Origin of the sequence: Actinoplanes sp. NPDC051494, from assembly GCF_044454705.1 — a bacterium.
Lineage (GTDB): Bacteria > Actinomycetota > Actinomycetes > Mycobacteriales > Micromonosporaceae > Actinoplanes.
Genome location: NZ_JBITDZ010000010.1, coordinates 60920 through 85403 on the forward strand (window position 1 = coordinate 60920; position 24484 = coordinate 85403).

General features: G+C 69.6%; 15 protein-coding genes. 6 read left to right on the forward strand and 9 right to left on the reverse strand.

Annotated elements, in window-relative coordinates; all coding sequences use genetic code 11:
* The first annotated feature begins 74 nt into the window (after positions 1 to 74).
* Positions 75 to 1724: a CocE/NonD family hydrolase gene (locus tag ACIA6A_RS29715; RefSeq protein WP_396101222.1), complete on the forward strand. Its 1650-nt coding sequence runs from the start codon at positions 75 to 77 to the stop codon at positions 1722 to 1724.
* On the opposite strand, the gene ACIA6A_RS29720 is transcribed toward ACIA6A_RS29715, so the two are convergent.
* Genes ACIA6A_RS29720 through ACIA6A_RS29730 form a run of 3 tightly spaced genes read right to left on the reverse strand, consistent with a single transcriptional unit; the run spans position 1674 to position 7896 of the window.
* Positions 1674 to 3467: a S9 family peptidase gene (locus ACIA6A_RS29720; protein WP_396101223.1), complete on the reverse strand. Its 1794-nt coding sequence runs from the start codon at positions 3465 to 3467 to the stop codon at positions 1674 to 1676. The genes ACIA6A_RS29715 and ACIA6A_RS29720 overlap by 51 nt on opposite strands.
* 12 nt (positions 3468 to 3479) lie before the next feature.
* Positions 3480 to 5255, reverse strand: coding sequence for an N-acetylglutaminylglutamine amidotransferase (locus tag ACIA6A_RS29725; RefSeq protein ID WP_396101224.1), 1776 nt, complete (start codon positions 5253 to 5255; stop codon positions 3480 to 3482).
* Between the two features lie 55 nt (positions 5256 to 5310).
* Entirely contained in the window at positions 5311 to 7896 is a 2586-nt protein-coding gene (locus ACIA6A_RS29730; RefSeq protein ID WP_396101225.1) for a glutamate--cysteine ligase, read from the reverse strand.
* Between the two features lie 186 nt (positions 7897 to 8082).
* Here ACIA6A_RS29730 and ACIA6A_RS29735 point away from each other — a divergent pair, with 186 nt between their 5' ends.
* The 5 genes from ACIA6A_RS29735 (at position 8083) to ACIA6A_RS29755 (ending at position 13308) form a co-directional block, all read left to right on the forward strand.
* A complete protein-coding gene (locus ACIA6A_RS29735; protein ID WP_396101226.1) occupies positions 8083 to 8811 on the forward strand; it encodes a DUF2993 domain-containing protein in 729 nt (242 codons plus the stop codon).
* Positions 8808 to 10352, forward strand: coding sequence for an amidohydrolase family protein (locus ACIA6A_RS29740; RefSeq protein WP_396101227.1), 1545 nt, complete (start codon positions 8808 to 8810; stop codon positions 10350 to 10352). Before ACIA6A_RS29735 ends, ACIA6A_RS29740 begins: the two co-directional genes overlap by 4 nt.
* A gap of 170 nt (positions 10353 to 10522) precedes the next feature.
* Positions 10523 to 12691, forward strand: a complete 2169-nt coding sequence (locus tag ACIA6A_RS29745; RefSeq protein WP_396101228.1) for a SulP family inorganic anion transporter — start codon at positions 10523 to 10525, stop codon at positions 12689 to 12691.
* Positions 12692 to 12810: 119 nt separating this feature from the next.
* A complete protein-coding gene (locus ACIA6A_RS29750; protein WP_396101229.1) occupies positions 12811 to 13056 on the forward strand; it encodes a hypothetical protein in 246 nt (81 codons plus the stop codon).
* A gap of 3 nt (positions 13057 to 13059) precedes the next feature.
* Positions 13060 to 13308, forward strand: coding sequence for a hypothetical protein (locus tag ACIA6A_RS29755; protein ID WP_396101230.1), 249 nt, complete (start codon positions 13060 to 13062; stop codon positions 13306 to 13308).
* 32 nt (positions 13309 to 13340) lie between these two features.
* On the opposite strand, the gene ACIA6A_RS29760 is transcribed toward ACIA6A_RS29755, so the two are convergent.
* The 6 genes from ACIA6A_RS29760 to ACIA6A_RS29785 all read right to left on the reverse strand — a co-directional run bounded on the left by ACIA6A_RS29760 (position 13341) and on the right by ACIA6A_RS29785 (position 24426).
* Positions 13341 to 17138: a discoidin domain-containing protein gene (locus tag ACIA6A_RS29760; RefSeq protein ID WP_396101231.1), complete on the reverse strand. Its 3798-nt coding sequence runs from the start codon at positions 17136 to 17138 to the stop codon at positions 13341 to 13343.
* A gap of 118 nt (positions 17139 to 17256) precedes the next feature.
* On the reverse strand, positions 17257 to 19584 hold the full coding sequence (locus ACIA6A_RS29765; RefSeq protein ID WP_396101232.1) for a discoidin domain-containing protein: 2328 nt from the start codon (positions 19582 to 19584) through the stop codon (positions 17257 to 17259).
* 11 nt (positions 19585 to 19595) lie between these two features.
* On the reverse strand, positions 19596 to 21161 hold the full coding sequence (locus ACIA6A_RS29770) for an alpha-amylase family glycosyl hydrolase (protein ID WP_396101234.1): 1566 nt from the start codon (positions 21159 to 21161) through the stop codon (positions 19596 to 19598).
* Positions 21162 to 21177: 16 nt separating this feature from the next.
* Positions 21178 to 22140 carry a carbohydrate ABC transporter permease gene (locus tag ACIA6A_RS29775; RefSeq protein WP_396101235.1) on the reverse strand — a complete coding sequence of 321 codons (963 nt, stop codon included), beginning with the start codon at positions 22138 to 22140 and terminating at the stop codon, positions 21178 to 21180.
* Positions 22141 to 22150: 10 nt separating this feature from the next.
* Positions 22151 to 23071 carry a carbohydrate ABC transporter permease gene (locus ACIA6A_RS29780; RefSeq protein ID WP_396101237.1) on the reverse strand — a complete coding sequence of 307 codons (921 nt, stop codon included), beginning with the start codon at positions 23069 to 23071 and terminating at the stop codon, positions 22151 to 22153.
* Positions 23068 to 24426 carry an ABC transporter substrate-binding protein gene (locus tag ACIA6A_RS29785; RefSeq protein WP_396101238.1) on the reverse strand — a complete coding sequence of 453 codons (1359 nt, stop codon included), beginning with the start codon at positions 24424 to 24426 and terminating at the stop codon, positions 23068 to 23070. The genes ACIA6A_RS29780 and ACIA6A_RS29785 overlap by 4 nt, the downstream gene beginning before the upstream one ends.
* Positions 24427 to 24484: the final 58 nt, after the last annotated feature.

Genomic DNA, 24484 nt, shown 5'->3' on the forward strand with positions numbered 1-24484 from the left:
CTCCGGCCGGGCACCCGGCAACGAAACACGTCACAAACCGGGCGTGTGCCCAATCACGCCCTAAGGTTGCGACCATGGTGAGCAGACTGGGCGGGAAAGTGGCCGATCGGCTGATCGGGCTGCCGACGGACGCGGTGCCCTACCGGATCCGGCGGGACGTGGCGGTCCCCATGCCGGACGGCGTCACGCTGCTGGCCAACCACTACGTGCCCGAGAACGCCGGCAAGTCGGTGGTGCTGGTCCGGCTGCCGTACGGGCGGGCCGGTCTCTATGCCCAGATGTTCGCCGCCCCGCTGGCCCGGCGTGGTTTCCAGGTGTTCATGCAGGCCACCCGGGGGACGTTCGGTTCGGGCGGGCAGTTCCGGCCGTGGACCACCGAGCGCGAGGACGGCCTCGCGACCCTGGCCTGGCTCCGGGCGCAGCCGTGGTGCGACGGGCGGATCGCCATGGTCGGCGGCAGTTACTTCGGGCACACCCAGTGGGCCGTGGCTCCGTACACGGTCGAGCCGTTGATCTGTGTCTCGCCGCACATCACCTCGTCGGAGGTGATCAGCACGCTGTTCTACAACCATGGCGCGCCGCAGATGCACACCGCGCTGAGCTGGTCGGCGTCGATCGGCCGTCAGGAACGCAGCGCGCTGCCGGATCCACGGTCCGGCCGCAAGGTCGGCAGAGCGCTGCGCCGGCTGCCGCTGCAGGCCGCCGACGTCGAGGTGGCCGGTGCGCCGGTGCCGTTCTGGCGGGACTTCGTCGCGCACTCCGAGCCGGGTGACGACTTCTGGTCGCAGGCGAACCACGATCAGGCGGACCTGACCCGGATGCCCCCGGTCAGCATGGTCACCGGTTGGTGGGACCTCTTCCTGGCCGGCACGATGGCCGATTACACCGCGCTACGGGCCGCCGGCAACCCCGCACGGATCGTCGTCGGGCCGTGGATCCACGGGGAGCCGGGGGAGCTGCGCACGATCGCGCGGACCGATCTGGCCTGGCTCGACCACCACCTGCGCGGCGGTCCCGCTCCGGCCGGCGCCCCGGTCCGGGTATTCCTCCAGCGGGCGGACACGTGGCTGGAGTTCGGCGAGTGGCCGCCGGCCGCCACCCGGGCCGAGCGTTTCGAGCTGGGGGAGCACCGCGACACCCCCAGCAGCACGTTCACGTACGACCCCGCCGACCCGACCCCGACGGTGGGCGGTCCGCTGCTGCAACCGCCGGGCAAGCAGGCCGACAACGGTACGGTTGAGAAGCGCCCCGACGTCCTCACGTTCACCGGACCGGCGCTCGACGCCGACCTCGACCTCGTCGGCCAGGTCACCGCGCGGGTGTATCTGCGCACCGAGCTCCCGTACGCCGATGTCTTCGTCCGGGTCTGTGATGTCGATCCGAAGGGCGTCTCCCGCAACGTCGTCGACGGGATCCGGCGCCTCGACCCACGCACCGTGCCGGCCGCCGACGTCACGGTGGGTGAGGACGGCGTGCTGGCCGTGGATGTCGAGCTGTTCCCGACCGCTTACCGGGTCAGGGCCGGGCACCGGATCCGCGTCCAGGTCAGTGGTGGCGCTTTTCCTCGGTACGCGCGCAATATGGGCACCGCGGAGCCGTTCGGGACGGCGACGAAGGGGCGCCCGTGTCGTTTCGAGGTCTTCCACGACAGCGAGCACCCCTCGCACGTGCTGCTATCGGTGCTGCCCCAGGTGCCGGGTGAGCCAGCCGACCGTCTCGCGTAGGTATTCCGCCCGCGAGGAGCGGTGCAGCAGCTCGTGGCCCTCGCCGGGGAAGAGCAGGTATCGGTGCTCGACGCCACGTTCGGCGAGCGCCTTGACGACCTGCTCCGCCTCGATGACCGGCACGTTGCTGTCGTTCTCACCGTGCACCACCAGCAGCGGCGTGCGGAGCCGGTCGATGTGGGTGATCGGGGACAGGTCGCGCAGCAGCTCGGCGTCGGCGACCGGATCGCCGTACTTGGAGACCGCCGCGGCCGCGATCCACGGCTCGGTGTGCTCGTAGAACGTCGCGAAGTTCGACATGCCACAGACATCGATACCGACAGCGAACATTTCCGGGTACGTCGTGAGCGCCGCCAGCGTCAGGTATCCGCCATAGGACCGGCCCATGCAGCCCACCCGGGCCGGATCCGCCACCCCGGTCGTGACCAGGTGCTCGACACACGCGGCGACGTCGGCGATGGCCGCATACCGCAGCGCCCCGTTGTCGGCGTTGACGAACGAGCGCCCGAAACCGGACGAGCCCCGCACGTTGGCGGCGAACACCGCGATGCCGCGTTCGACCAGCGACTGGAACATGGGGCCGTGCCCGGGCCGCTCCTGCGCCTCGGGCCCGCCGTGGAACCACAGCAGTGTCGGGTGCGGGCCGGGCGTGGCCGGCTCGAACAGCCAGCCGCTGATCTCGAGGCCGTCGTGCGACGCGAAGCGCCGCAGCGTGGGCAGCACCGGGTGGTCCTCGACCTCGTCGACCGAGACCGGGGTCACGCCGTGCTCGAGCGACCACGTGTACACGCCGTGCGGCTGGCCGGGGCCCTCCGCGGTGAACGCCAGGGTGCTGCCGTCGGCGCACCAGACCGGCTGCGCGGCCACCCAGCCGGGCAGCTCCACGGATACCCAGCCGGGCAGTTCCCCGGAAACGCAGCCGGGCAGTTCCACTGATACGTCGCCGACGGTCAGTTCGGAGCGGCCGCCGCCGACGTTCCACAGCACCGCGACCCGGGTGCCGTCGGCGGTCAGGGCGAACGCCTCGACCTCGGCGTCCGGCGACGACGCGACCACCTCGGTGCCGTGCAGCAGGACCGGGCGCTCACCGGCGTCACCGCGGGCCCACACCGTGCCGTCGGGGCCGAAACACGCCTGCTCGCCGCTGGTCACGTACTCGTCGATGCCGGTCGCCAGGTCGCGGACCGCGACGTAGCGGGCCCCGCGCGGACCCTGCCGCAGCAGCGCGCGGGACCGGTCGGCGGAGACGTCGAACAGCGAGACGAGCTCGCCCGCGCAGATCTCGGCGCGGGTGCCGTGCTCGGCGTCGATCAGCAGCGTGGTGGTGAGGTTCTCGGTGACCGCCAGCAGCGGCCGGCCGGGCAGCCAGCGCACGTTCTCGGCGCTGTCGGTGCCGAAACCGGCGACCTGGTGCAGCGCAGAGCCGTCCGGGCGGACCAGCCAGACCTCCGTGCGCGGGGCGCCACCGGGCGCGAGCACGCAGGCCAGCCAGCCGCCGCCGGTGGACCAGTGCACCGATTCGACCGGTTCCTCGCCGGTGTCGACGAGGAACGTCAGCTCGCTGCCGACCGGCTGCACCCACACCTTGGGCGAACCGCTGCGGTCGGAGACGTACGCCGCGTGCCGGCCGTCCGGCGAGAGCGCCGGCGACCAGCTGCCGGAGACTTCCGAAGGATAGGTTCCCTTCGTCAGCCAGCCCTCGGGCAGCACGGTGACGTCGACACGGCTGAGCTGACCGGTCATCCGGTGTCCTCCTTATATCCCCTTGTTCTGCAGCCACATCTCGAGGAGGGCCACCTGCCACAGCTGGTTCGCCCCGAGCGTCGTACGAGGAGTGTTCGGGTCGGCCAGGAGCGCGTCAACATACTCCGGGCGGAACAATGCGCGTTCACGGGCCGCTGGGGCGTGCAGCGCCTCACGAACCATCTCCAGCATCGTGCCTTCCAGGTGCCGGATCCCGGGAACCGGGAAGTATCCCTTGCTCCGGTCGATCACCTCGTCGGGCACGACCCCGCGGGCGGCGTCCTTCAGCACGCCCTTGCCGCCCTGCGCGAGCTTGAGCTCGGGCGGGCAGGCCGCCGCGAGTTCGACCAGCTCGTGGTCCAGGAACGGTACGCGTGCCTCCAGCCCCCAGTCCATCGTCATGTTGTCGACCCGTTTGACCGGATCGTCGACGAGCATGACCTGGGTGTCCAGCCGCAATGCCGCGTCGACCGAGGTCTCGGCGCCGGGCCGGGCGAAGTTCGCCGCGACGAACTCGCGGCTGACATCGCGATCGAGCAACCACTGCGGGTTCAGCTGGCGGGCCAGCTCACTGTGCGGACGGTCGAAGAACTCCTTCGCGTACGCGTCCACGGCCTGATCCCGGGGCACGTCCTTGAGCGGCGGGTACCAGCTGTAGCCGGCCAGGATCTCGTCCGCGCCCTGCCCCGACTGCACGACCTTGACCTGCCGGGCGACGTCTTCGCTGAGCAGGTTGAACGCGATGGCGTCGTGGCTGACCATGGGCTCGCTCATCGCCGCCACGGTGCGCCCCACGGCGGGCAGGAAACGGTCCCGGCCGATCCGGATCTGGTGGTGCCGGGTGTCGAACTGCTTGGCGATCAGATCCGAGTACGCGAACTCGTCGCCGCTCTCCCCGGCCGCGGACTCGAAGCCGATGGAGAACGTGGTGAGCCCGCGCTGACCCTGCTCGGCGAGCAGCGCCACGATGTACGACGAGTCGAGCCCGCCGGAGAGCAGCACCCCGACCGGCACGTCGGCGACCATCCGCCGCTCGACCGCGGTGCGCAGCGAGGAGTGGATCGCCTCGGCCCACTCCTGGCGGCTCGACGGCGTGTCGACCCGGGTGTGCGAGGCCTCCCAGTAGACGGTCTCGGTGGAGGTCCCGTCGCGCTGGATGACGCGTACGGTGGCGGGCGGCAGTTTCCGGATGCCCGCCACGATGGTCCGCGGCGCCGGGACGACCGAGTGGAACGACATGTAGTGCTGCAGCGCGACCTTGTCGATCGACGTGTCGACGTCCCCGGCGGCGAGCAGCGACGGCAGGTTGGACGCGAAGCGCAGCCGCCCCGGCGTCTCGGCGAGGTACATCGGTTTGATGCCGAGCCGGTCGCGGGCCAGCATGACCGTGCCGGTGGCGTGCTCGAGGATCGCGAACGCGAACATGCCGAGGAAATGCTTCACGCAGTCGGCGCCCCAGTGGTGGTACGCCTTGATGATCACCTCGGTGTCGGAGGTGGAGAAGAACGTGTAACCCGCAGCGCGCAGCTCGTCGCGCAGCTGCTGGTAGTTGTAGATGCAGCCGTTGAAGACCAGGGTCATGCCGAGCTGCTCGTCGACCATCGGCTGGGCACCGGCCTCGGAGAGGTCGATGATCTTCAGCCGCCGATGGCCGAGCGCGACCGGGCCGTGCTGCCACAGCCCTTCGCCGTCCGGGCCACGATGCTCCAGGCAGGGCAGCATGCGGCGGACGGCCTCGGGGTCGGCCGCCCGGTCGTCGAACCTCAGTTCGCCGCCGATTCCGCACATAGTTGACTAACCTCCACGGGTTCCGTTTCGGGGGTGTGTCCGGGGCGTGAAAGAGTTAGCCGCCGAGCAGCCACGTGTCTTTCGAGCCACCGCCGCGGGACGAGTTGACGATCATGCTGCCGGCCGGGGCCACGCGGGTCAGGGCCGCGGGGGCGACCACCGATTCCCGGCCGGTGAAGACGAACGCGCGCAGGTCGACATGGCGCGGGGCGAGCTGGTGACCGTCGAAGACCGGGGCCGTCGACAGCTGCACCACCTCCTGCGCCACCCAGCGGTGCGGGGCGGCGCGGATCTGCCGGCGCACCGCCGCCAGGTCGTCCGGGGAGGCGTGCGGGCCGATCACGATCCGGTCGCCGCCGTAACCGTCGACCGGCTTCAGGACCAGCTCCTCCAGGCGGGCCAGGACCTCCGTGCGCTGCTCGGGGATACCGCACAGGTACGTCGTGACGTCCGCGAGCAACGGCTTCTCGCCGAGGTAGTACTCGATGAGCTTGGGGACGTACGCGTAGACCGCCTTGTCGTCGCCGATGCCGTTGCCCAGCGCGTTCGCGAGCACGACCGTGTCGGCGTGCAGGGCGGTGACCAGGCTCGGGCCCAGCGGCATCCCGTCCGCGCCCGGGGAGTGGACCAGGCTGTCCTCGCCCATCCGCAGGTAGATGACGTCGACCGGGTGCTTGCGGCCGCTCTTGACCCGGTGCACCCGCCCCTCGTCGACCAGCAGCTCGGTGCTGCGGACCAGCGGGACACCCATCTCCTCGGCCAGCATCCGGTGCTCGAACCACGCCGAGTCGTCCGGGCCCTGGCTCAGCACCACCAGCTGCGGGTCGTCGCCGGCCGAGGGGCCGGCCGCGTCGAGCAGCGCGCGCTTGAGCAGCCCCGGCGTCTCCTCCGGGCTGATCAGGCCGTCCGGGCGGGGCAGCTCCGGCAGCACCGACTCGGCGAGCCGCCGGTTCTGCATCGAGTACGCGATGCCGGACGGCACCCGCAGGTTGTCCTCGAGCACCTTCCAGTTGCCCTCGCCGTCGCGGACCAGGTCGACGCCGGCCACCTGGGCCCGCACCCCCGGCCGGCTGACCAGGGCACCGCTGGGGCGCAGCTCGGGCGAGCCGTCGATGACCCACTCCGGGATGACGCCGTCCTTGACCGCCTCGCGATCGGCGTACACGTCGTTGACGAACGCGTCGAGCGCCCGGACCCGCTGCACCAGACCGCCGCGCAGCTGCTCCCAGTCGCTCGCCGGGACGATCCGCGGCACCAGGTCGAACGGGAACAGCCGGGTCGCGGCCTCTCCGGCCACGCTGAACGTGATCCCGCGGGCGCGCTGCTCGTCGTCCTTGGCGTCCTCGCGGCGGCGCAGGCCGGCCGGGCCGAGAGCGCTCAGGACATTGACGATCCCGTCGTACGCGGGCAGCACGTCACCGTTCGGGAAGGCCTCGTCGCCGGCGGCCGCATAGGGCGTGAGACCGGCCGGGACCGTACGCCCCTCGGGGCCGATCCCGGTCGCGCCGCCCCGGGTGTCCGCGACGACCAGGTCGACCACGTCGGAGAGCCGCCCGCGACGGGCCATGGCGCGGCGCTGCCGGGCGGCCGAGCTGCCCCGGCTGAGCGCCTGCACCGACAGATCGAACACCTGCTCCCAGTCGCCGAGCTCCTCCAGCTGCGGGCGCAGGTCGCCGACCAGGCGTTCCACCGCCACCGCGGCGGGGACCGGCACGGGGGAGCGGGGCAGGTCGAGCAGGTCGCCCTCCAGCCCGGAGCGGGCCGCGCGCCACATCGCCGCGCGGTGGATCGGCGGCCGGGTCGGCACCAGCGGGCGCCCGGCCCGGTAGTCCTGCCGGGCGCGCAGCACAAGACCGCGGAACAGCCCGGCGAGCAGCACCACGGTGTCCACGTCCGGGCTCGAGTCGGTGACCCGCAGCTCGACGGTGGGCACGTGCGCGGACGGGCGGACATCGAAGTAGACCATCTTGGGATCGCTGATCGTGCCGGACGCGATCAGGTCCGCGACCAGCGCGTCATGGTCGGCGGCGTCGGTGACCAGGCCGCTGTCGCCGGCCGTCGGCCAGCGCAACCAGACCAGGGAGCGCACGCTGGCATAACCGCTGTCCTCACCCATCCAGTACGGGGAGGAGGCGGACAGGGCCAGCAGCACCGGCAGGGCCGGGGCGACCCGCTGGGCGATGGAGACCGCCTCGTCGCGGTCCGCGATGCCGACGTGCACCTGGGCGCCGCAGATGAGCTGCTCCCGGGCGAGCATCTGATACTCGTCGACCATCCGCTGGTAGCGCGAGGTCGGGGTGACCGGCAGCGAGTCGAGGTCGACGATCGGCATCGTGCCGGCCGCGACCAGGCCGAGGCCCAGTGACTCGGCGACGCCGATGGCCTTGCGGCGCAGGGCCACGATCCCGTCGCGCAGCTCGTCGAGCCCCTGCGCGACCGGGGTGTTCGTCTCGACCACCGAGCGGTGCAGCTCGGCGGAGAAGTTGGCCTGGTCGAGCTGTTCCAGCACCTCGGGCGCGCGGGGCACCAGCTCCCGGGTCCTGAGATCGACCACGTGGAGTTCCTCCTCGACGCCGAGCGTGAGATCGGTGCTGACCGTTCCCCGCTCGTCACCCTCACTGACCTTGAGTGACTCCGTCATGTGTAAGACCGCCTATGTCGTCGTCCGTTTGATCCCGGAGCCTTGCCAGCTCATGTGCCAGAGCTGTGACGTGCCCATTTCGTGCTGTCGTCAAGCATGACCTTCTCGAACCACCCGCCGGATGCTCAGGCAAACATCAGGTCCAGGGGCGGTCACCGGTCAGCAACCGCTGGTTCGGTGGTCGACGTGCGCAGAACATGGATCATCACCGGGACCGCTGTCGTCCTGCTGCTGGGGCTCGCCGTCACCACCGACCGGATCGCCGCCGCCCGCGCGTCCGACCGGGTCGCCGACCGGCTGCGATGCGCCGCGGGCCTGAGCGAGACACCCGCGGTGGATTTCGAGGAACTGCCGTTCCTGACCCAGTTGGCCCGCGGTACGTTCGGCACGGTACGGGCCCGGGTGCCGCGGGTGACGGTGGGCCGCTTCACCGCCGCGGTCGATGCGACCGCGCACGACGTGCGGTTGCCCGGCACCACGCCGATGAGCGCCGCGTCGGTGGTCGCCGAGGTCACCCTGCCGTACGCGGACCTGGGGGCCGCGGCTGCCGGCGAGGGCTCCCCGGACGGGGCGCAGCCGGCCACGTACGGTTCGGACGATGCCGGCCGGCTCACGATCCAGACGCGGGTTCAGCTGCTCGGGCGCCCGCAGGAGGTGACGGTGTACGCGGTCCCCACGATCGTCGACGGCGCGCTGCGCATCGAGCCCGAGTTCGTGGAGCTCCCGGTCCTGGGTCTGCGGGTGCCGGCGAGCCGCCTCGGCGACAAGGCGCGGGCGCGGACCGTCGACCTGCCGGCACTGCCCGCCGGCCTGGTCTGCCGGACAGTCACGGCGACCGCGGCCGGGCTGCGCCTGACGATCACCGGGACGGACGTCCGCCCGGCCGCGGGTGCCTCCACCGGGAACTGCCGGTGACGCGCCGTCGCTTCCTCGTCCTGGGTGGCGGGGCCCTGGTGGCCGCGGCGGTCGGATTCCCGGCGACGCGGGCGCTGCGCGGCGGCGATCCCGCCCGGGTGCCGTTCCCCGCGGCACCGCCCCTGCGGGTCGACGACGTCACGGTGGTCGACCCTGCCGACGGTTCCCGGCACCCGCACCGGTCGATCGTGGTGCGCGAGGGCCGCATCACCGCGGTGACCGGGCCTGATGTCCACACGGACGTGGCCCATGTCGTCGACGGCGCCGGCCGTTTCGCTGTTCCGGGCTACAACAACATGCACGTCCACACGATGCAGGGCACCCGTACCCGGGCCCACCTCGCGACGATGCTCGCCGAGGGCGTCACCGGAATCCGCCAGATGGCCGCCTCCAAGGATCTGCTGCGTTACCGCGCCGAGGGCCGGCTGCCCCTGACCGAGTACGCGCCCGCCCTGCTCGCCATGCCCGGAGCACTCCTGTCACCGTTCACCGCGGGATCCGCCGATGACGCCCGCGCGCAGGTCACGCGACAGAAGGAGCAGGGCGCCGACTTCATCAAGATCGTGGTGTACGACCGCGAGTCCTTCCTCGCCGCCGTGGACCAGGCGCATCGCGAAGGTCTCCCGACGGCCGGTCACCTGCCACCGGAGGTGAGTGTGGCCGAGGCGTCCCGGCTCGGATACTCCTGTGTCGAGCACCTGGGCACCGGCAGCAACATCTGGATCTCCTGCTCCACCGAGCGCGACACGTTGTGGGGCCGGGAGAAGCCGGCTCTGCCCGTACCCTCGTGGGTGCTCGATCTGCCCTTCGTCGAGAAGGTGTCGGCCGGCCGGACGAACAAGATGCTGATCAACCCGGCCGCCTTCGCCGCGGAGCCCGCCGTGGCCCTGCTGCGCCAGGCGCTCGACACCTTCGACGAGGCCAGGGCGCGCGAGCTGGCCCGCACCCTGGCGGCGAACCGCACCTGGCAGACGCCCACCCTCGTACGGCTGCGCACCCAGTACCTCGCGGACGCCCCGGAATACCGGCGGGATCCCGGTCTCTCCCTGATGTCCTGCGAGGAGCGGGCCGACCGTCGCGAGGTGCTCGACACCTTCGAGAAGCTGCCGGCCACGACACGCGAGACCTACCGCAAGGCGTACGAGACGTGCGTGCGCATGGTCGGGATCTGTCATGCTGCCGGTGCGCCCATGATGACCGGCACCGACGGGCAGGGCGACACCCCGGGTCAGACGATGCGTCTCGAGTTCGCACAGTGGGCCGCCGCCGGGATCGAGCCGCTGGACATCCTGCGTGCGGCCACCACGGGACCCGCGGCCTACCTCGGCCGGTCCGGTCGGACGGGCCGGATCGCGGTCGGTGCGGACGCCGATTTCCTGCTGCTGGACGCCGACCCGCTCGCCGAGGTCGCGAACCTGTCCGCGGTCTCCGCCGTGATCCGTGCGGGCCACCACCTCACCCGCGATCGGATCCGGTCCGTCGCCGAGCGGGACACCGACGGGGACGACATCGAAGGGCCCGCCGTCCCCGCCTGCTGCTGAGGCAGCGGTGTCCCGCGTCCGGGCCGGGGCGGCCGGCTGAGAAAGCGCTGAGAGTATCCGCGGGTATTGCTGTCTGTAACAGCGCGTTCACTCAGCTTCGTTATGGTGACCGAAATATTCCACTTGTGGGGTATGTCCATCAAGGCCGTAACGTCTCCGAAGGGACCATCATGCTCACGCCGGACAAAACCGACGTAGCTGCGCCCCACCGCTGGCAGACCTTGTTCCGCCACGACCTTCCCGCGTCGATCGTCGTGTTCCTCATCGCCATTCCGTTGTCGCTCGGCATCGCCGCGGCCTCGGGCGCGCCGCTGCTGTCCGGCCTCGTCGCCGGGGTGGTCGGCGGTGTCGTCGCCGGCCTGCTCAGTGGCGCCCCGCTGCAGGTCAGCGGGCCCGCTGCCGGGCTGACCGTGATCGTCGCCGGGACGGTCGCCGATTTCGGGTGGGCCGCCACCACCGCGATCGTCGCCATGGCCGGTGTGGTGCAGCTCGGCCTGGGCGCACTGCGGCTCGGCCGGGCCGCGCTCGCACTCTCGCCGGCGGTCGTGCACGGGATGCTCGCCGGCATCGGCATCGTCATCGCGCTGAGTCAGGTGCACGTCGTGCTCGGCGGGGCCCCGCAGAGCTCCGCCTGGGAGAACCTGCGCGATCTGCCCCGGCAGATCGTCGGCAACCACAGCGGAGCCGTTCTCATCGGCGTGCTCACCATGGCGATCCTGGTGCTGTGGCCGCGGTTCGTGAAGATCTCGCTGCTGCCGGGAGCCCTGGTCGCGGTGACCGTGGCGACCCTGACGGCGAGCCTGGGCGGGATGGATGTCGCCCGGGTCGACCTGCCGTCGAACCCGCTCGGTGAGCTGACGTTCCCGCGCTGGCCCGACGGCAGCCCGGCGGCGATCGCCCTGGCCGTCATGACCATCGCGCTGGTCGCCAGCGTCGAGTCGTTGCTGTCCGCGGTCGCCGTCGACAAGCTGCACGACGGCAAGCGCGCCGACCTCAACCGGGAACTGCTCGCCCAGGGCGCCGCCAACACCGTCTCAGGTGCGCTCGGCGGCCTGCCCGTCACCGGCGTCATCGTGCGGAGCTCCACCAATGTGGCCGCCGGGGCGAAGACCCGGGCGTCGGCGGTCCTGCACGGGCTCTGGATCGCCGTCTTCGTGCTGGCCTTCACCGCGCTGCTCGAACTGATCCCGCTCTCCGCCCTGGCGGCGGTGCTGGTCGTGGTCGGGCTGCGGCTGGTCAGCCTGGCGCAGATCAAACGGTACGCACGGCATCGCGAACTGCCCACGTACCTCGTCACGGCCTTCGCGGTGATCTTCACCGACCTGCTCACCGGCGTCGCGCTGGGCATGGCGACCGCCGTGCTCCTCATGATCCTGCGGCTGGCACGCTGCGAGATCACCCGGACCTCGCCGTCCGAGGGGCGCTGGAGCGTCGTCATCACCGGCACGCTGGCCTTCGTCGGGGCCGGCCGGGTCGCGCGCGAGCTGTCCGCCGTGCCACCGGGCGCCGCGGTCGATCTGGAGTTGCACCTCGACTACCTGGACCAGGGCGCGTTCGAAGCGATCCAGGACTGGCGGGAAGCGTACGAACGTGGCGGCGGCCACGTCACCGTCGACGAGGTGCACGACAGCTGGTTCCACCGTGCCACCTCGGGACGGCTGGGCGGCAACCGGTCCCAGCACGGGCGCCCACCGCGGTTCCTCGGCTCGTGGTCGCAGTGGGTGACGTTGACCGAGCAACGCGACGACGCCATGCAGGCCGGGATCGACGAGTTCGAACGCAGCGTGGCGCCCCTGGTCCGGCCGCACCTGGCGGACCTCGCCCGGGAGGGTCAGAAGCCCGAGCAGTTGTTCATCACGTGCGCGGACTCCCGGGTGGTCCCGAACCTGATCACCACGAGTGGTCCCGGTGACCTGTTCACGATCCGCAACGTGGGCAACATCGTGCCGGCGTACGGATCCGGGGACGCCTCGGTCGGTGCCGGCATCGAGTACGCCGTGGACGTCCTCGGCGTCACCACCATCACCGTCTGCGGCCACTCGGGGTGCGGGGCGGTGCGCGCGTTGATGGGTGGCGCGGCCGGATCACCGTCGGCGCTGGGTTCCTGGCTCGCCGAGTCCGGGGTGGAGTTGTCGTCCACGGAGACCGGTGGCGTCTCGGAGGAGGACTGCATCACGGCCAACGTGGCGCAGCAACTCGAGAACCTGCATTCGTACCCGAGTGTGCGCGCGGCGGTCGCCGACGGCCGGATGACCTTGACCGGTCTCTACTTCGACCTTGCGGAAGCCCGCATGTACTCGGTCACGGACGGGGTCCGTACCCCCGTCAAAGTGTCGTGAATCTGCCTCCGCCGTGCCAATTCTCCACCTGCCATTGAGCTGAGCGCCCGGACACCCCAAGGTGAAGCCATACCGGTGATCCGGCACAGGCGGCTGTTGCCCGGGTGGAGGGTGGCTCAGTGGCGACTGTGGAGTGGACCGTGCGGGTGGGAGACGTCGTCATGGTGGGGCGCTCGGCGAGCGTGCAGTTCGCCGGCGCCTCCGCGTTCGCGTACCGGGTGGTCGATGTGGACGGCCGGCCGACGTATGACGGCTGGGTCTGGCTCGACGGGTTCCAGCTCGACCGGCAGGGCCGCCCGGTGCAACGGCGCAAGATTTTCGTCCGAGAGGCCGGTTTACGCCGGCCGCGCCCCAGGCAAGCATGAGTCATGGCCGACCATGAATCCATGCTGACACCGGGTGACGTGGTGCTCGTCGGGCGGACGGCCAGTGTGCAGTTCACCGGCCGGTCCGGCTTCGCGTTCCGCATCATCGCCGTCGACTCCCGGCCGACCTATGACGGCTGGGTGTGGCTGGACGGCTATCAGCTCGACCGGCGGGGCCAAGCCCGGCAACGGCGCCGGATCTTCGTACGCGAAGCCGGTCTGCGTCCCGTGGGTGTGTCTGAGAAAGCGTGAACGGGGGCCCGGGCGGGCCCCCGTTCACCGTTCTAGTTGCGGATGATGGTGAACGTCGAGGTGGTGTTCTCGATGTCCCGGAAATTGTTGCTCAGGCGCAGGTTGGTGAAGGTGGCCGAGCCGACCGCCGGGCCCTGGTTCTGTTCCGGCAGCGGATTGACCCAGATACCGAATCCCGATTTCGCGTCGTAGGCGTCACCGCTCTTCTGCGCCCCGGTGATCGACACATTGGTGAAGACCGTGTCGGTGACCGGGTTCTGTGGCTGGTTGCCCACGTAATTGGTCTGGAACATGATGCCCGAGTAGGTGGGGTCGACGATGTCGACGTTGCTCACCCGGATGCCCTGGAAGACCTTCGACGCGGAGAACACCCAGATCGCCGGGAACGTCTGGCCGTTCCAGAAATGGCCGCCGGCGCGGACGATCGAGATGTTGTCGAAAACGGTCGGCGGGCTCGCGCCGAAACCGTTCATCGGATACCCGAAGTCGAGCGAGCTGATGGTGATGCCCGAATAGACCAGGGTGTCCGCGATGTAGATGTTGCGGAACGTGTTGGCGTAGCCGCCGTAGACCGCGATGCCGGCGGCCCGCCAGGTCAGCGTCGACGACAGGTTGGAGAACACGTTGTTGATCTCGTCGCTGCCACCCGCGTCGATCGCCGAGAACAGCGCGAAACTGTCGTCGCCGGTGGCCCGGGCGTCATTGTTGTCGACCAGGTTGTCGGTGCTGCCGTTCGTCATGTTCACGCCGTCCGCGAACGTGTTGCGGATCCGTGAGTTCTTGATGACCATGCGGTCGGTGTTGGCGCCCCAGTACAGGCACACCGTGTGCTCGGCCCAGATGTTGTCGATCGTGATGTTCGCGACGTTGGCGAAGTCGAACACCTTTCCCGGCCCGTCCTGGCGGATCGTGTAGTTGCCGAAGAAGGCGAAGTTCCGGAACGACGACCCGTTCGCGGTGGCCTCGGCCCGGAAACCGGCGTCCGTCTCGGACTGGCTCTGCGGCGTGAAGAACCTCGTGTACCACGGGCCGGCGCCGACGATCTGGACCGGCTTGCCGTACACCTGGAATTTGTTGCTGGTCTGGTAATCGCCGGCCGGCAGGTAGACACCGGTCTTGCTGCTGTCCATCCGCGCCGCGTCGAGCGCCGCCTGCACCGACTGCTGATCGAAGCCGGTGGGCACGACGTAGGTGGCCGGGTTGGGATTGGCGACCGGCGCGACCTGCTCGGTGTTGATGAAGTCGACCGCGATGTTCCCGGTGTTGCCGCTGTCCTTCTGCAGCTTGATGACACTGCCGGCCGGGAACGACCCGGTGAGCATGATGTTCGCTTCGTCGTAGATGTGACGCGGCCCGGTACCGGAGTTCTGCGGTGAAGCCTCAGCACCATAGAGCCAGGCGAAACGGGACGTGAGTGGCAGCGTCCTGTTCAACGCGCCGTTGACGTAGACGTTGATGCTGCTGGTCGTGTTATCAGGTATGGAGAAGCGCGCGACGACGGTGTTGGTGGCCGCCCGGGTGGTCCATTGCACGGAGGCACCGGCCGTGTTCAGGGTGACCGCTTTGCGCCCGGAGGCCTCACCGGCGAGATCACCGATCGTGCGGTTCGGGCCGACGACCTGCGCGCCGCCGCCGGTCGTGCCGTCCTCGGCCTCGTACATGTCGTAGGGCATGTTCGCGCCCCGGCCCACGAAGAACGGCTTCTCGCTGGTGTTGTTGGCCTGCTTGACGGCCAGTTCGTTGGCGTCGGCGGCGACCACCGTACGGACCGTGTACTTGCCGTTCACCGCCGGCCAGCTACCGAGGCTGATCGCCGGTGAACTGGCATCCGGCGCGAGCGTGCCGCTCCAGGAGCCGGTGAACGTCCGGACCGTGACACCGGCGTCGCTGAGCAGTGTGACTGTGACGGTGTGCGCGCCACCCGCCGTTGCGGTGGTGCCCTGGTTCTTCAACGTGACGTTGAAAGCAACCTGTTGGCCGGCCGACGGGTTGGACGGCGACCAGCTCACCACGGAAGCCACCAGGTCGGAGCTGGCGACCGGAGAGACAACCAGGTTCGACGGACTCGTGTACGCGTTGTTCGCGTCGTTCTGCTCGACAACAGTGTTCGCCTCGTCGACCACGGCACGGAGCACGTAGGTGCCGGCGTTCTGCGCGGCAACGGTGGTGCTGACCGTGGCGGTGGCCCCGGCGGCGAGCGCGGCGACGTTCGCGGTGCCCACCTTGGTGCTGCCCAGGTAGAAGGCGACGGTGCTGGCGGGGGAGGCGGCCGAACCGGCGTTGCGGACGGTGGCGGAGAGCGTGATCGCATCCGTCTCGACCGGCGCCGACGGGGCCGCCGACAGCGCGGTGACGGTCAGGTCCGGGTTGGGCGCGGGCACGCCGATGACCTGGAACTCCGCCACCTGGCCGCTGGGCGCGCCGCTGTTCGCGGTGAAGCTCAGCCGGACGTCGGCCGCCGTGGCACTGACCGGGACGGTCACCGTGTTGCCGCTCGCCGGGTTGAACGTGTACGTCGCGGCGTCCACGAGCGTGGTGAACGAGGTGGCGTTCTGGTCCCGGCCGAGGATCGCGAACGTCTGGGTCCGCGTACCCCAGTCGGTCCCCGGGTTGAGCTTGACCACGACCGAGTTGGTGGTGGCGTTCGCGCCCAGCGCCACCGTCAACGTCGCCGGATACGCGCCGCCCTCCCAGTAGGTCGCCGTGTCGTTGTCGTTCGCGTTGGCCGCGACGAACGTGAAGATGCTCGACGACGCGGTGATCGGCTTGCCCACGGCCAGGTTGGTGCCGTCGGTGACGGTGCCCGTGCGCGTCACCGTGTTGCTCGCGGCGGAGACGTTGCCGGCCGCGTCGCGCGCTTTCACGTAATAGGAAGCGGTAACGGACGCTGCTTGGTTGTCGGTGTAGGTCAGCGCATTCACCGTTGCCTTCAACGCGCCGTTGAACCAGATCTCATAACCGGTGACGCCGACGTTGTCCGACGACGCACCCCAGGCAAGACGGATCTGGCCGGTCGTGGGTTGGGTATAGGACAGCGTGCCGGGCGTGGTGGGTGCGACGGTGTCACCGCTCTGGCCCGTACGCGTGACCGTGTTGCTGTTCGCCGAGGAGTTGCCGGCCGCGTCCCTGGCCCGCACGTAGTACTGCACGGTGGCGCTGTCCGGCTGGTTGTCGAGGTAGGTCAGCGCGGTGACCGTCGACAGCAGCGAGCCGTTCGCGTAGATCAAGTAGCCGGTCACGCCCACGTTGTCGGTGGCGGCGTTCCAGGTCAGGCGGATCTGCCCGCTCGCCGGCTGGGAGTACGCGAGGGTGCCGGGCGCGGACGGTGCCTGGGTGTCGCCGGTGGCCGGGCCGTAGACCTCCAGCTCAGCGATCTGCCCGGCCGGCCATCCGGTGTTCCCGGTGATGCTCAGCCGGACGTAGCGGGCGGTCGCGGCGCCGAAGTCGATGGTGACGGTGTTGCCGGTGGCCGGGTTGAACGTATAACCGGCGCCGGCCTTCAGGTCGGTGAAGGCCGAGCCGGTGGTGCCGCCCTGCACGGCGAGCGTCTCGGTGCGGGTCGACCACGCGGTGGCCGGGGGAAGTCTGAGGATGACCTGGTTGACGCTGACCGACTGGCCGAGGTCGACCTGCAGCCACTGGGGGAAGGCGTTGTTGGCGCTCTCCCAGTAGGTGCCGGGATTGCCGTCACCCGCGTTGCCGGCGCCGTAGACGTCGGCGACGCTGCTGGCCGAGAACGTCTTCCCGGCGGCGAGGTTGGGACCGGCGGCGGCGGCCGGTGCGGCGGGGGAGAGGACCTGGAGGCCGGCGGTGAGGAGGACCGCCGTCATGATAATTCGTCTTAATCTGGACATGAGGGGAGCGCCTTCTTCCGTGAGGGCGACGGTGAGGTGCTGCTGGGTGGGGCAGGGCGGCGTATCGGTGGGACGCCGTCCTGCCCCGGTCCTGCTACGAGGTGTAGACCTCGAACTCGGAGACCTGGCCCGCGGGCCAGCCGGTGTTGCCGGTGATGGTCAGGCGCAGGTAGCGCTGACTTGTGGACGGGAACGACACCGTCGCCGTGTTGCCTGTGGATGGATTGAACGTGTATCCACCGGAGGCCTTGACAGTTGTGTACGACGAGCCGTCCGTGGACCCCTGGACCGACAGGGTCTGGGTGCGGGTCGCCCAGGCCGCGGCCGGCGGCAGCTTGAGCACGACGCGTGACACCGCGCGGCTCTGGCCGAGGTCCACCGTCAGCGTCTGGGGGAACGCGTTGTTGCTGCTCTCCCAGTAGGTGCCGGCGTTACCGTCGACCGCGTTGCCCGGGCCGTAGACGTCCGCCTGCCCACTCGCGGTGACCGGCCGGTTGAGCGCGAGGTTCCCGGAAGCCGGCGGCGGGGTGGTGGGAGGTGTCGTGGGCGGGGTGGTCGGTGGGGTGGTCGGTGGAGTGGTCGGTGGGGTGGTCGGCTGGGTCACCGGTGGAGTGGTGGGCTGGTTCGGTGGTTGAGTAGTCCACCGCGGAACCGGCCAGGGGCCGCAGAACGGCGGGTCGGCGTACCAGCCCGTGTTCGTGCCGCTGCGGGTGATCTGGAAGCCGGCGCCCACGCAGTTGTGGATCGGGTTCGGCTGGGCGATACCCGTAGCCGTCACGTTGGTGAAGCTGACCTGGCTGTTGGCCTGCACCTGCAACGCGTACGTGCCGGCGCCCTGGATCTTGATGTTGGTGAGGTTGATGCCGTTGGTCTGGCCCTCGATCCACATCAGCGCCGCGTAGGAGCTGTCGATGATGTCCGTGTCGGTGATGTTGATCGTGGGGTTCTGGAACGCCTCGTTCAGCGCGGAGAACCAGATCGCCCCGACCCCGAACTGCCAGTTGTAGTCGGAGTTCCCGGCCCGGATCAGCGTGTTCCGCGCGACCGTCCACGTCCCCCGCACCCCGGTGGCGCCGTTCACGCCCGGGTACCGGTTGGCGATGTGGATGCCGCCGCCGTTGGTGACCGTGTCCGTCACCACGTTGTCGGTCATCACGATGTCCCGGCCGCCGTAGCTGACGATGTTGTTGGCCAGGATCGGCGCGACCACCGTGTTGTGGGTGAACGAGTTGGCCACGTTCGGCACGTTCTCGGCCCACATGGCCAGCCCGTCGTCGCCGGTGTTGCGGACGAACGTGTTGGTGACCGTGGAGTTGGTGACGCCGATGTGGAAGTTCACCCCGTCGGCGGTCTGGTCGAGGATCCGGCTGTTCCTGATGGTGAACCGGTCCATCGGCCCGTCCATCCACGCGCCGACCTTGGTGTGCTGCATCCACACGTTGTCGACGACCGAGTTGCTCATCGCCCCGCCGAACGCGTTGACCTGGTCGTCGTCGACGCGTTCCCGGATGTCGCCGATGATCGCCAGGTCCCGCACGGTGACGTTCTGGCTGTTGTTGCCGTAGATGCCGACGGCGAGGTTGCGCTGGGTGGGGTGCCGCCCGCCGAGCACGGTGTACCAGGGGCCGGCCCCGGCCAGCGTCACCCGGTCCACGATCACGTGGCTGTACAGCGTGTAGGTGCCCGGCGGGACGAACACCACGCGACCGGATGACGCCCCGGCGTTGACCGCGGCCTGGAACCGGGCGGTCGAATCGGTCGCGCCGCTGGTGTCGGCGCCGTAATCCGCCACGACATCGATCGCACCAGCGGGTTTCACCAGCGGCGCCGGCACGTTCTCGAAGTCGGCGAGGTCGATGGTGAAGCTGGGGGACTGCGCGGTCGACGACACCTGGAGCCGCAGCCTGGTGCCGGCCGGGTACGTCGTCCCGAACAGCGTCCGCGCCTCGTCGTAGAAGTGGTGCGGGTTGGAGTCGTTGGGGTTGTTGTTGAACGGATAGCCGCCATAGAACCAGCCGTACCTGGAGGTCACCGGCACCGCCTTGACGAGCGTGCCGTTCGCCCGCACATCGAGGGTGGCCTCGCGACCGTCCGGGATGCTGTAGCGGAACGTCACCGCGTTCGCCGGCTTGGTGAGCGTGAACTCCACGTATTCGCCGGTCGCGTCGAGGGTGACGGCCTCGCGACCGGACGCCTCCGACGACAACTGTCCGTAGTAGCGACTCGTGCCGGTCTTCGTACCATTGGTCGCCGCGTTCTCCGCCTCGTGCTCGACGAACGGCACGGTGGCGCCGCGGCCGGGCACGTCGAACGGGGAGAGCCCGGCCGCCTGCGCCGGGGCGGAGGACCAGGTCACGACCGCGGTGGCGGACGCCACCACCGTCGCTACGGCCGCGAGGACGGCCAGTGTTCGTGCTGCCATGGGGATCCTTTTCAGGTCAGGCGCAGCCACACCGCGGTGTCTTGGGGGAGACGATCGCCGTCGAGGGGACTGCTGGCGAGCAGGACGGATCGGTGCGCCGGCAGCACGACGGCTGCCGGGGACATGTTGAGGACCAGTGCGAAGTCCGGACCTCGGGTGTACGCGAGGACGCCCGGCCCGGAAGGCAGCCAGGTCAGGTCCTCGGTGTGCAACGCGGTGGCACCGCGGCGCAGCGTGATCGCCGTGCGGTACAGCTCGAGCATCGAACTCGGGTCGCCGGTCTGCGCCTGGACCGTGCGGTCCTTCCACTCCGCGGGCTGGGGCAGCCAGGGATCACCGGTAGAGAAACCGAACGGCGCTTCGTCCCCGGACCACGGCAGTGGCACCCGGCAGCCGTCGCGGCTGTGGCCCCGGCGGCCGTACATGGGATCCTGCATCTGCTCGGCCGGGATGTTCTCGTTCTCCCAGAGGCCCAGCTCCTCGCCCTGGTAGACGTAGGTGCCACCGGGCAGCGAGAGGGTGAGCAGGGCGGCGGCACGGGCCCGGCGGGTGCCGAGTTCCAGGTCGACCGGGGTGCCGTCGAGGTTGTTGTCGAAGCTGAACGTGGTGGTGCCGCGGCCGTACCGGGTGACGTGCCTGGTCACGTCGTGGTTGGACAGCACCCAGGTGGCGGGCGCGCCGACCGTACGGTGGGCATCGAGGGTGCGGTCGACGCAGGCCCGCATCAGGTCCGGGTCCCAGGCGCAGCCGAGGAAGTCGAAGTTGAACGCCGCGTGCAGCTCGTCGGGGCGCAGGTAGTTGGCGAAGCGCTCCACCTCCGGCATCCACACCTCGCCGATCAGCGCCCGGTCCCCGGGGTACGAGTCGGCGACCCGGCGCCACGCGCGGTAGACGTCGTGCACCTCGTCGAGGTCGTGGAACGGGTGCGGCCGGCCCTCGACGACCGGGGGCAGGGTGCGGTCCTTGAACAGCAGCGCGGCCGAGTCGATCCGGATGCCGTCCACGCCGCGGTCGAACCAGAACCGCAGGATGTCCTCGAACTCGGCGCGCACGGCCGGGTGGTCCCAGTTGAGGTCCGGCTGCTCGGGGGTGAACAGGTGCAGATACCAGGCCCCGTCGGGCGTACGCGTCCAGGTGCTGCCGCCGAATTCCCCGACCCAGTCCGTCGGCATGTGATCTTGAACAGCAGAGAACCAGAAAAGCTCCCGTTCCGGCGCTGACGGGTCGGCCAGCGCCCGCTGGAACCAGACATGCGCGCTGGACACGTGGTTGGGCACGATGTCCACGATCATCCGCAGCCCCGCCGCGTGCGCCTCGGCGATCAGCAACTCCGCCGTGGCGAGTGTGCCGAACACCGGGTCGATGTCGCGGAAGTCCGCCACGTCGTACCCGGCGTCGGCCATCGGCGACGGGTACCACGGGCTCATCCAGATCGCGTCGACGCCGAGCCCGGCCAGGTGGCCCAGGTGATTACGGATCCCGTCCAGGTCGCCTATGCCGTCGCCGTCGGAGTCGGCGAAGCTGCGCGGGTAGACCTGGTAGATGACGGCATCACGCCACCATGCGTTCTCGGCCACTGCGACCTCTTTCTGTTTAGCCCTTCACCGAGCCGGCCGACAGGCCGCCGATGATGCTGCGCTGGAAGATCAGGAAGACGACGATCATCGGGAGGCTGGCGATGGCCAGCCCGGCCATGAACTCGGTCGGCGGGACCTGGCTCGTGTTGGCCAGCCGGCTCAGCGCCACGCTCAACGTCTGCGAGTCGGGGTCCTGCAGCACCAGCAGCGGCCAGAGGAAGTCCTTCCACAGCGCGACGATGATGAAGATGGACACCACCCCGAGCACCGGGCGCGACAGCGGCAGGATGATCGACCACAGCTGGCGCAGCTTTCCGGCGCCGTCGATGGACGCGGCGTCCAGCAGGTCGTTCGGGATCTGGTCGAAGAAACGCTTGAGCACGTACACGTTGAACGCGTTGGCGGCGGCCGGCAGCCACAGCGCCCACGGCGTGTTGAGCAGGTTGACGTGCACGATCGGCACGTCGACGACCGCGAGGTAGGCGGGCACGAGCAGCGCGGCGGGCGGCAGCATCAGGCTGGCCAGCATCCCGCCGAGCACGATCTTGCCGAAGACCGGCTTGAGCTTGCTGAGCGCGTACGCGACACCGATGTCCACGACCAGCGCGATGATCCAGCCGCCGAGCGCGTAGAAGACCGTGTTGGTGAAGTACTTGGCGATCTTCATGTTCGTCCACGCGGTCGCGTACGTGTCCGGGTGCCAGGACTCCGGGATCAGCGTGGGGGTGCTGCGCGCGAACTCGGCCGGCGACTTCAGCGCGCCGGTGATCATCCAGTACAGCGGGAACAGGAAGACCAGCGTGAACACCATGAGCGTCAGCCCGAGCACGACGAAATAGAGCGTGCGGTGCCGCCGCAGGTCGACGACCGAGATGAGGGTCCGGCTCGCCGGTTCGCCGCCGGCTTTCCGGCTTCGCTTTTTCGGTACGGGCACCGGTGCCGTTCCCGCGGGTGTCCGAGGTGGGGCGGTCAGGGTCATCAGCTCCTCCTCAGTCTTCCGAGGTGCGCGTCAGGCGCAGATAGATGGCGGAGAACGCGCCCAGCACCACGAAGAGCAGCACACTCATGGCGGCGGCCAGCCCGAAGTCGTTGTTGACGGTGAACGCGTAGCGGTAGACCAGCACCAGCACCGTGATGGTGTCCGGGTTGGAGGTGCCGGTCAGCGCGTACGGCTCGATGAACACCTGCATCGTCGCGATGATCTGGAGCAGTAGCAGGACCAGCATGATGAAGCGCATCTGCGGGAACGTGACGTGTCGCAGCCGTTGCCAGATGCTCGCGCCGTCCAGCTCCGCCGCCTCGTACAACTCACCCGGGATGCCCTGCAGCGCGGCCAGGTAGATGAGCGTCGCGCCACCGAGGTTCGCCCAGGTGGAGACGAGGACCAGGGAGATCAGCGCGGTGCTCGACGACTGGGTCCACTGCGACTCGGGCAGGCCCACGCCGCGCAGGATCGAGTTGAACAAGCCGCTGCCCGGGTCGTAGAAGTAGCGCCACAGCAGCACCGACACGATCGGCGGCAGCATCACCGGCAGGTAGACCAGCACCCGGAAGTACCCGCTGAAGTGGCGGAACTCGTTGAGCAGCACCGCGATGAAGAACGGCAGGACGAAACCGAACACGAGGGCGATGCCGCTGAACATCGCCGTGTTCTTCCACGCGGTGTAGAACAGCGGGTCGTCGAACAGGGCCCGGTAGTTGTCGAGGCCGACCCAGTAGGGCGGCACCACGAAGTTGTCCTGCTGGAAGCTCAGGATCACGCCCTTGACCAGGGGATACCAGGAGAAGAGGGCGAAACACGCGAGGCCGGCGGCCATGAATCCGTACGCCAGCAGGTTGTCGTTGATCGTGCGCCGGGCCCGGCCCGCGCGCGACGGGCGCGCGCGGACCGGGGTCGAGACGGTGCTCACTTGACGCTGGTCAGGATCTGGTTGACCTGGGTCTCGGCGTCCGCGAGCAGCTGGTCCACGTTGGCGTTCTTGTCCGTGAGGACCTTCTGCATCGCCACGTCGAGGGTGGCGTAGATCTGCTGCGCGTTCGGCGGTTCGAGCTTCACCGGGATGCTGCTCATGCTCGCTACGAACGGCGCGTAGTTGGCCTGCGGGACGTTGGCGTACTTCTTGTCGGCCGTGGCCTGGGTCTCGGCGGCCGGGCCGGTGAAGATCGCCGGCTCGGGCAGGCCCACCGGCTGCTTCGTCTCGCTCGACCACTTGTTCTCGGCCTCGTAGCGGTCGGCCGACGTGAACCAGAACGTCAGCCAGGTGAGCCCGGCCTTGATCTTGTCGGCGCTCAGGCCGGCCTTGAACAGGTAACCCTCACCGCCGCCCAGCGTGCCCTTGCCGTCCGGGATCGGGCCCAGGCCGTACGTCTCGTACTTGCCCTTGTACTGGTTGACGATGGTCGGGATGTTGTCGGCGGTGGCGAGGTACATGCCGAGCTTGCCGGAGCCCATCTGGTTGAGCAGGTCCGCCCACTCGAGCAGCTGCTTCTGGCCCATCGAGTTGTCGGTCCAGCGCATGTCCTTGAGCTGCTGCAGCACCTGCTTGCCCTGCGGGCTGTTGAACGCGGCCTTCCAGGTGCCGCCCTCGTTGACCGCGACGTCGCCGCCGACCGAGTACAGCTCGGTGGTGAAGTGCCAGCCACCGGTGTTGTTCTTGCTGTAGTCGCCGTAGCCGATGGTGTCGTCGCCGAGCGCGGCGATCTTCTGCGCCGCCACCCGCACGTCCGCCCAGGTCTTCGGCGGGTTGTCCGGGTCGAGCCCGGCCTTCGTGAACAGCTCGCGGTTGTAGAGCAGACCCATCGAATAGTTCTTGTACGGAAGCCCGTACGTCGCGCCCTTGTCGTCCTGGAAGACGCGCAGCACCTCGGGCTTGAGCTGCGAGGCGATCGGGAAGTCCTTGAGGTATTTGCTGATGTCCGACACCTGCCGCTTGGCGATGAGGCTGGCCGGGTCGGTGAAGTAGACGTAGAAGACGTCCTCGAGCTGGCCACCGGCGAGCTTCGCGGGGAACGTCTGCGGGTCCATCTTGCCCTCGCGGGCGTCGATGTCGATGTCCGGGTGGGCCTTCTCGAACTCCGCGACGTTGGCGAGGAACCGGTCGTGGGTGGCCTGCTCGGTGCCGGGCGGGAGGCCGTTGATCACGAGCGTGACCTTGCCGCCCTTGCTCGCGGTCGAGTCGTCGTCCCCGCCGCATGCCGCGGCCGACAAGGCGACCCCGGCGACGAGCAGCAGCCCAAGAGCACTGCGCAGCCTGGTACTGGACATGGGAACGCCCTTCTATGTGACGTGAGTCTCGTGCTTTGTTTCGTGCCGGTGACGATAC

Bases quoted from the DNA above. Each gene is read 5' to 3' on its own strand.
- ACIA6A_RS29715 (WP_396101222.1), top strand. From the start codon at position 75: ATGGTGAGCAGACTGGGCGGGAAAGTGGCCGATCGGCTGATCGGGCTG.
- ACIA6A_RS29720 (WP_396101223.1), bottom strand. From the start codon at position 3,467: ATGACCGGTCAGCTCAGCCGTGTCGACGTCACCGTGCTGCCCGAGGGC.
- ACIA6A_RS29725 (WP_396101224.1), bottom strand. From the start codon at position 5,255: ATGTGCGGAATCGGCGGCGAACTGAGGTTCGACGACCGGGCGGCCGAC.
- ACIA6A_RS29730 (WP_396101225.1), bottom strand. From the start codon at position 7,896: ATGACGGAGTCACTCAAGGTCAGTGAGGGTGACGAGCGGGGAACGGTC.
- ACIA6A_RS29745 (WP_396101228.1), top strand. From the start codon at position 10,523: ATGCTCACGCCGGACAAAACCGACGTAGCTGCGCCCCACCGCTGGCAG.
- ACIA6A_RS29755 (WP_396101230.1), top strand. From the start codon at position 13,060: ATGGCCGACCATGAATCCATGCTGACACCGGGTGACGTGGTGCTCGTC.
- ACIA6A_RS29760 (WP_396101231.1), bottom strand. From the start codon at position 17,138: ATGACGGCGGTCCTCCTCACCGCCGGCCTCCAGGTCCTCTCCCCCGCC.
- ACIA6A_RS29765 (WP_396101232.1), bottom strand. From the start codon at position 19,584: ATGGCAGCACGAACACTGGCCGTCCTCGCGGCCGTAGCGACGGTGGTG.
- ACIA6A_RS29775 (WP_396101235.1), bottom strand. From the start codon at position 22,140: ATGACCCTGACCGCCCCACCTCGGACACCCGCGGGAACGGCACCGGTG.
- ACIA6A_RS29785 (WP_396101238.1), bottom strand. From the start codon at position 24,426: ATGTCCAGTACCAGGCTGCGCAGTGCTCTTGGGCTGCTGCTCGTCGCC.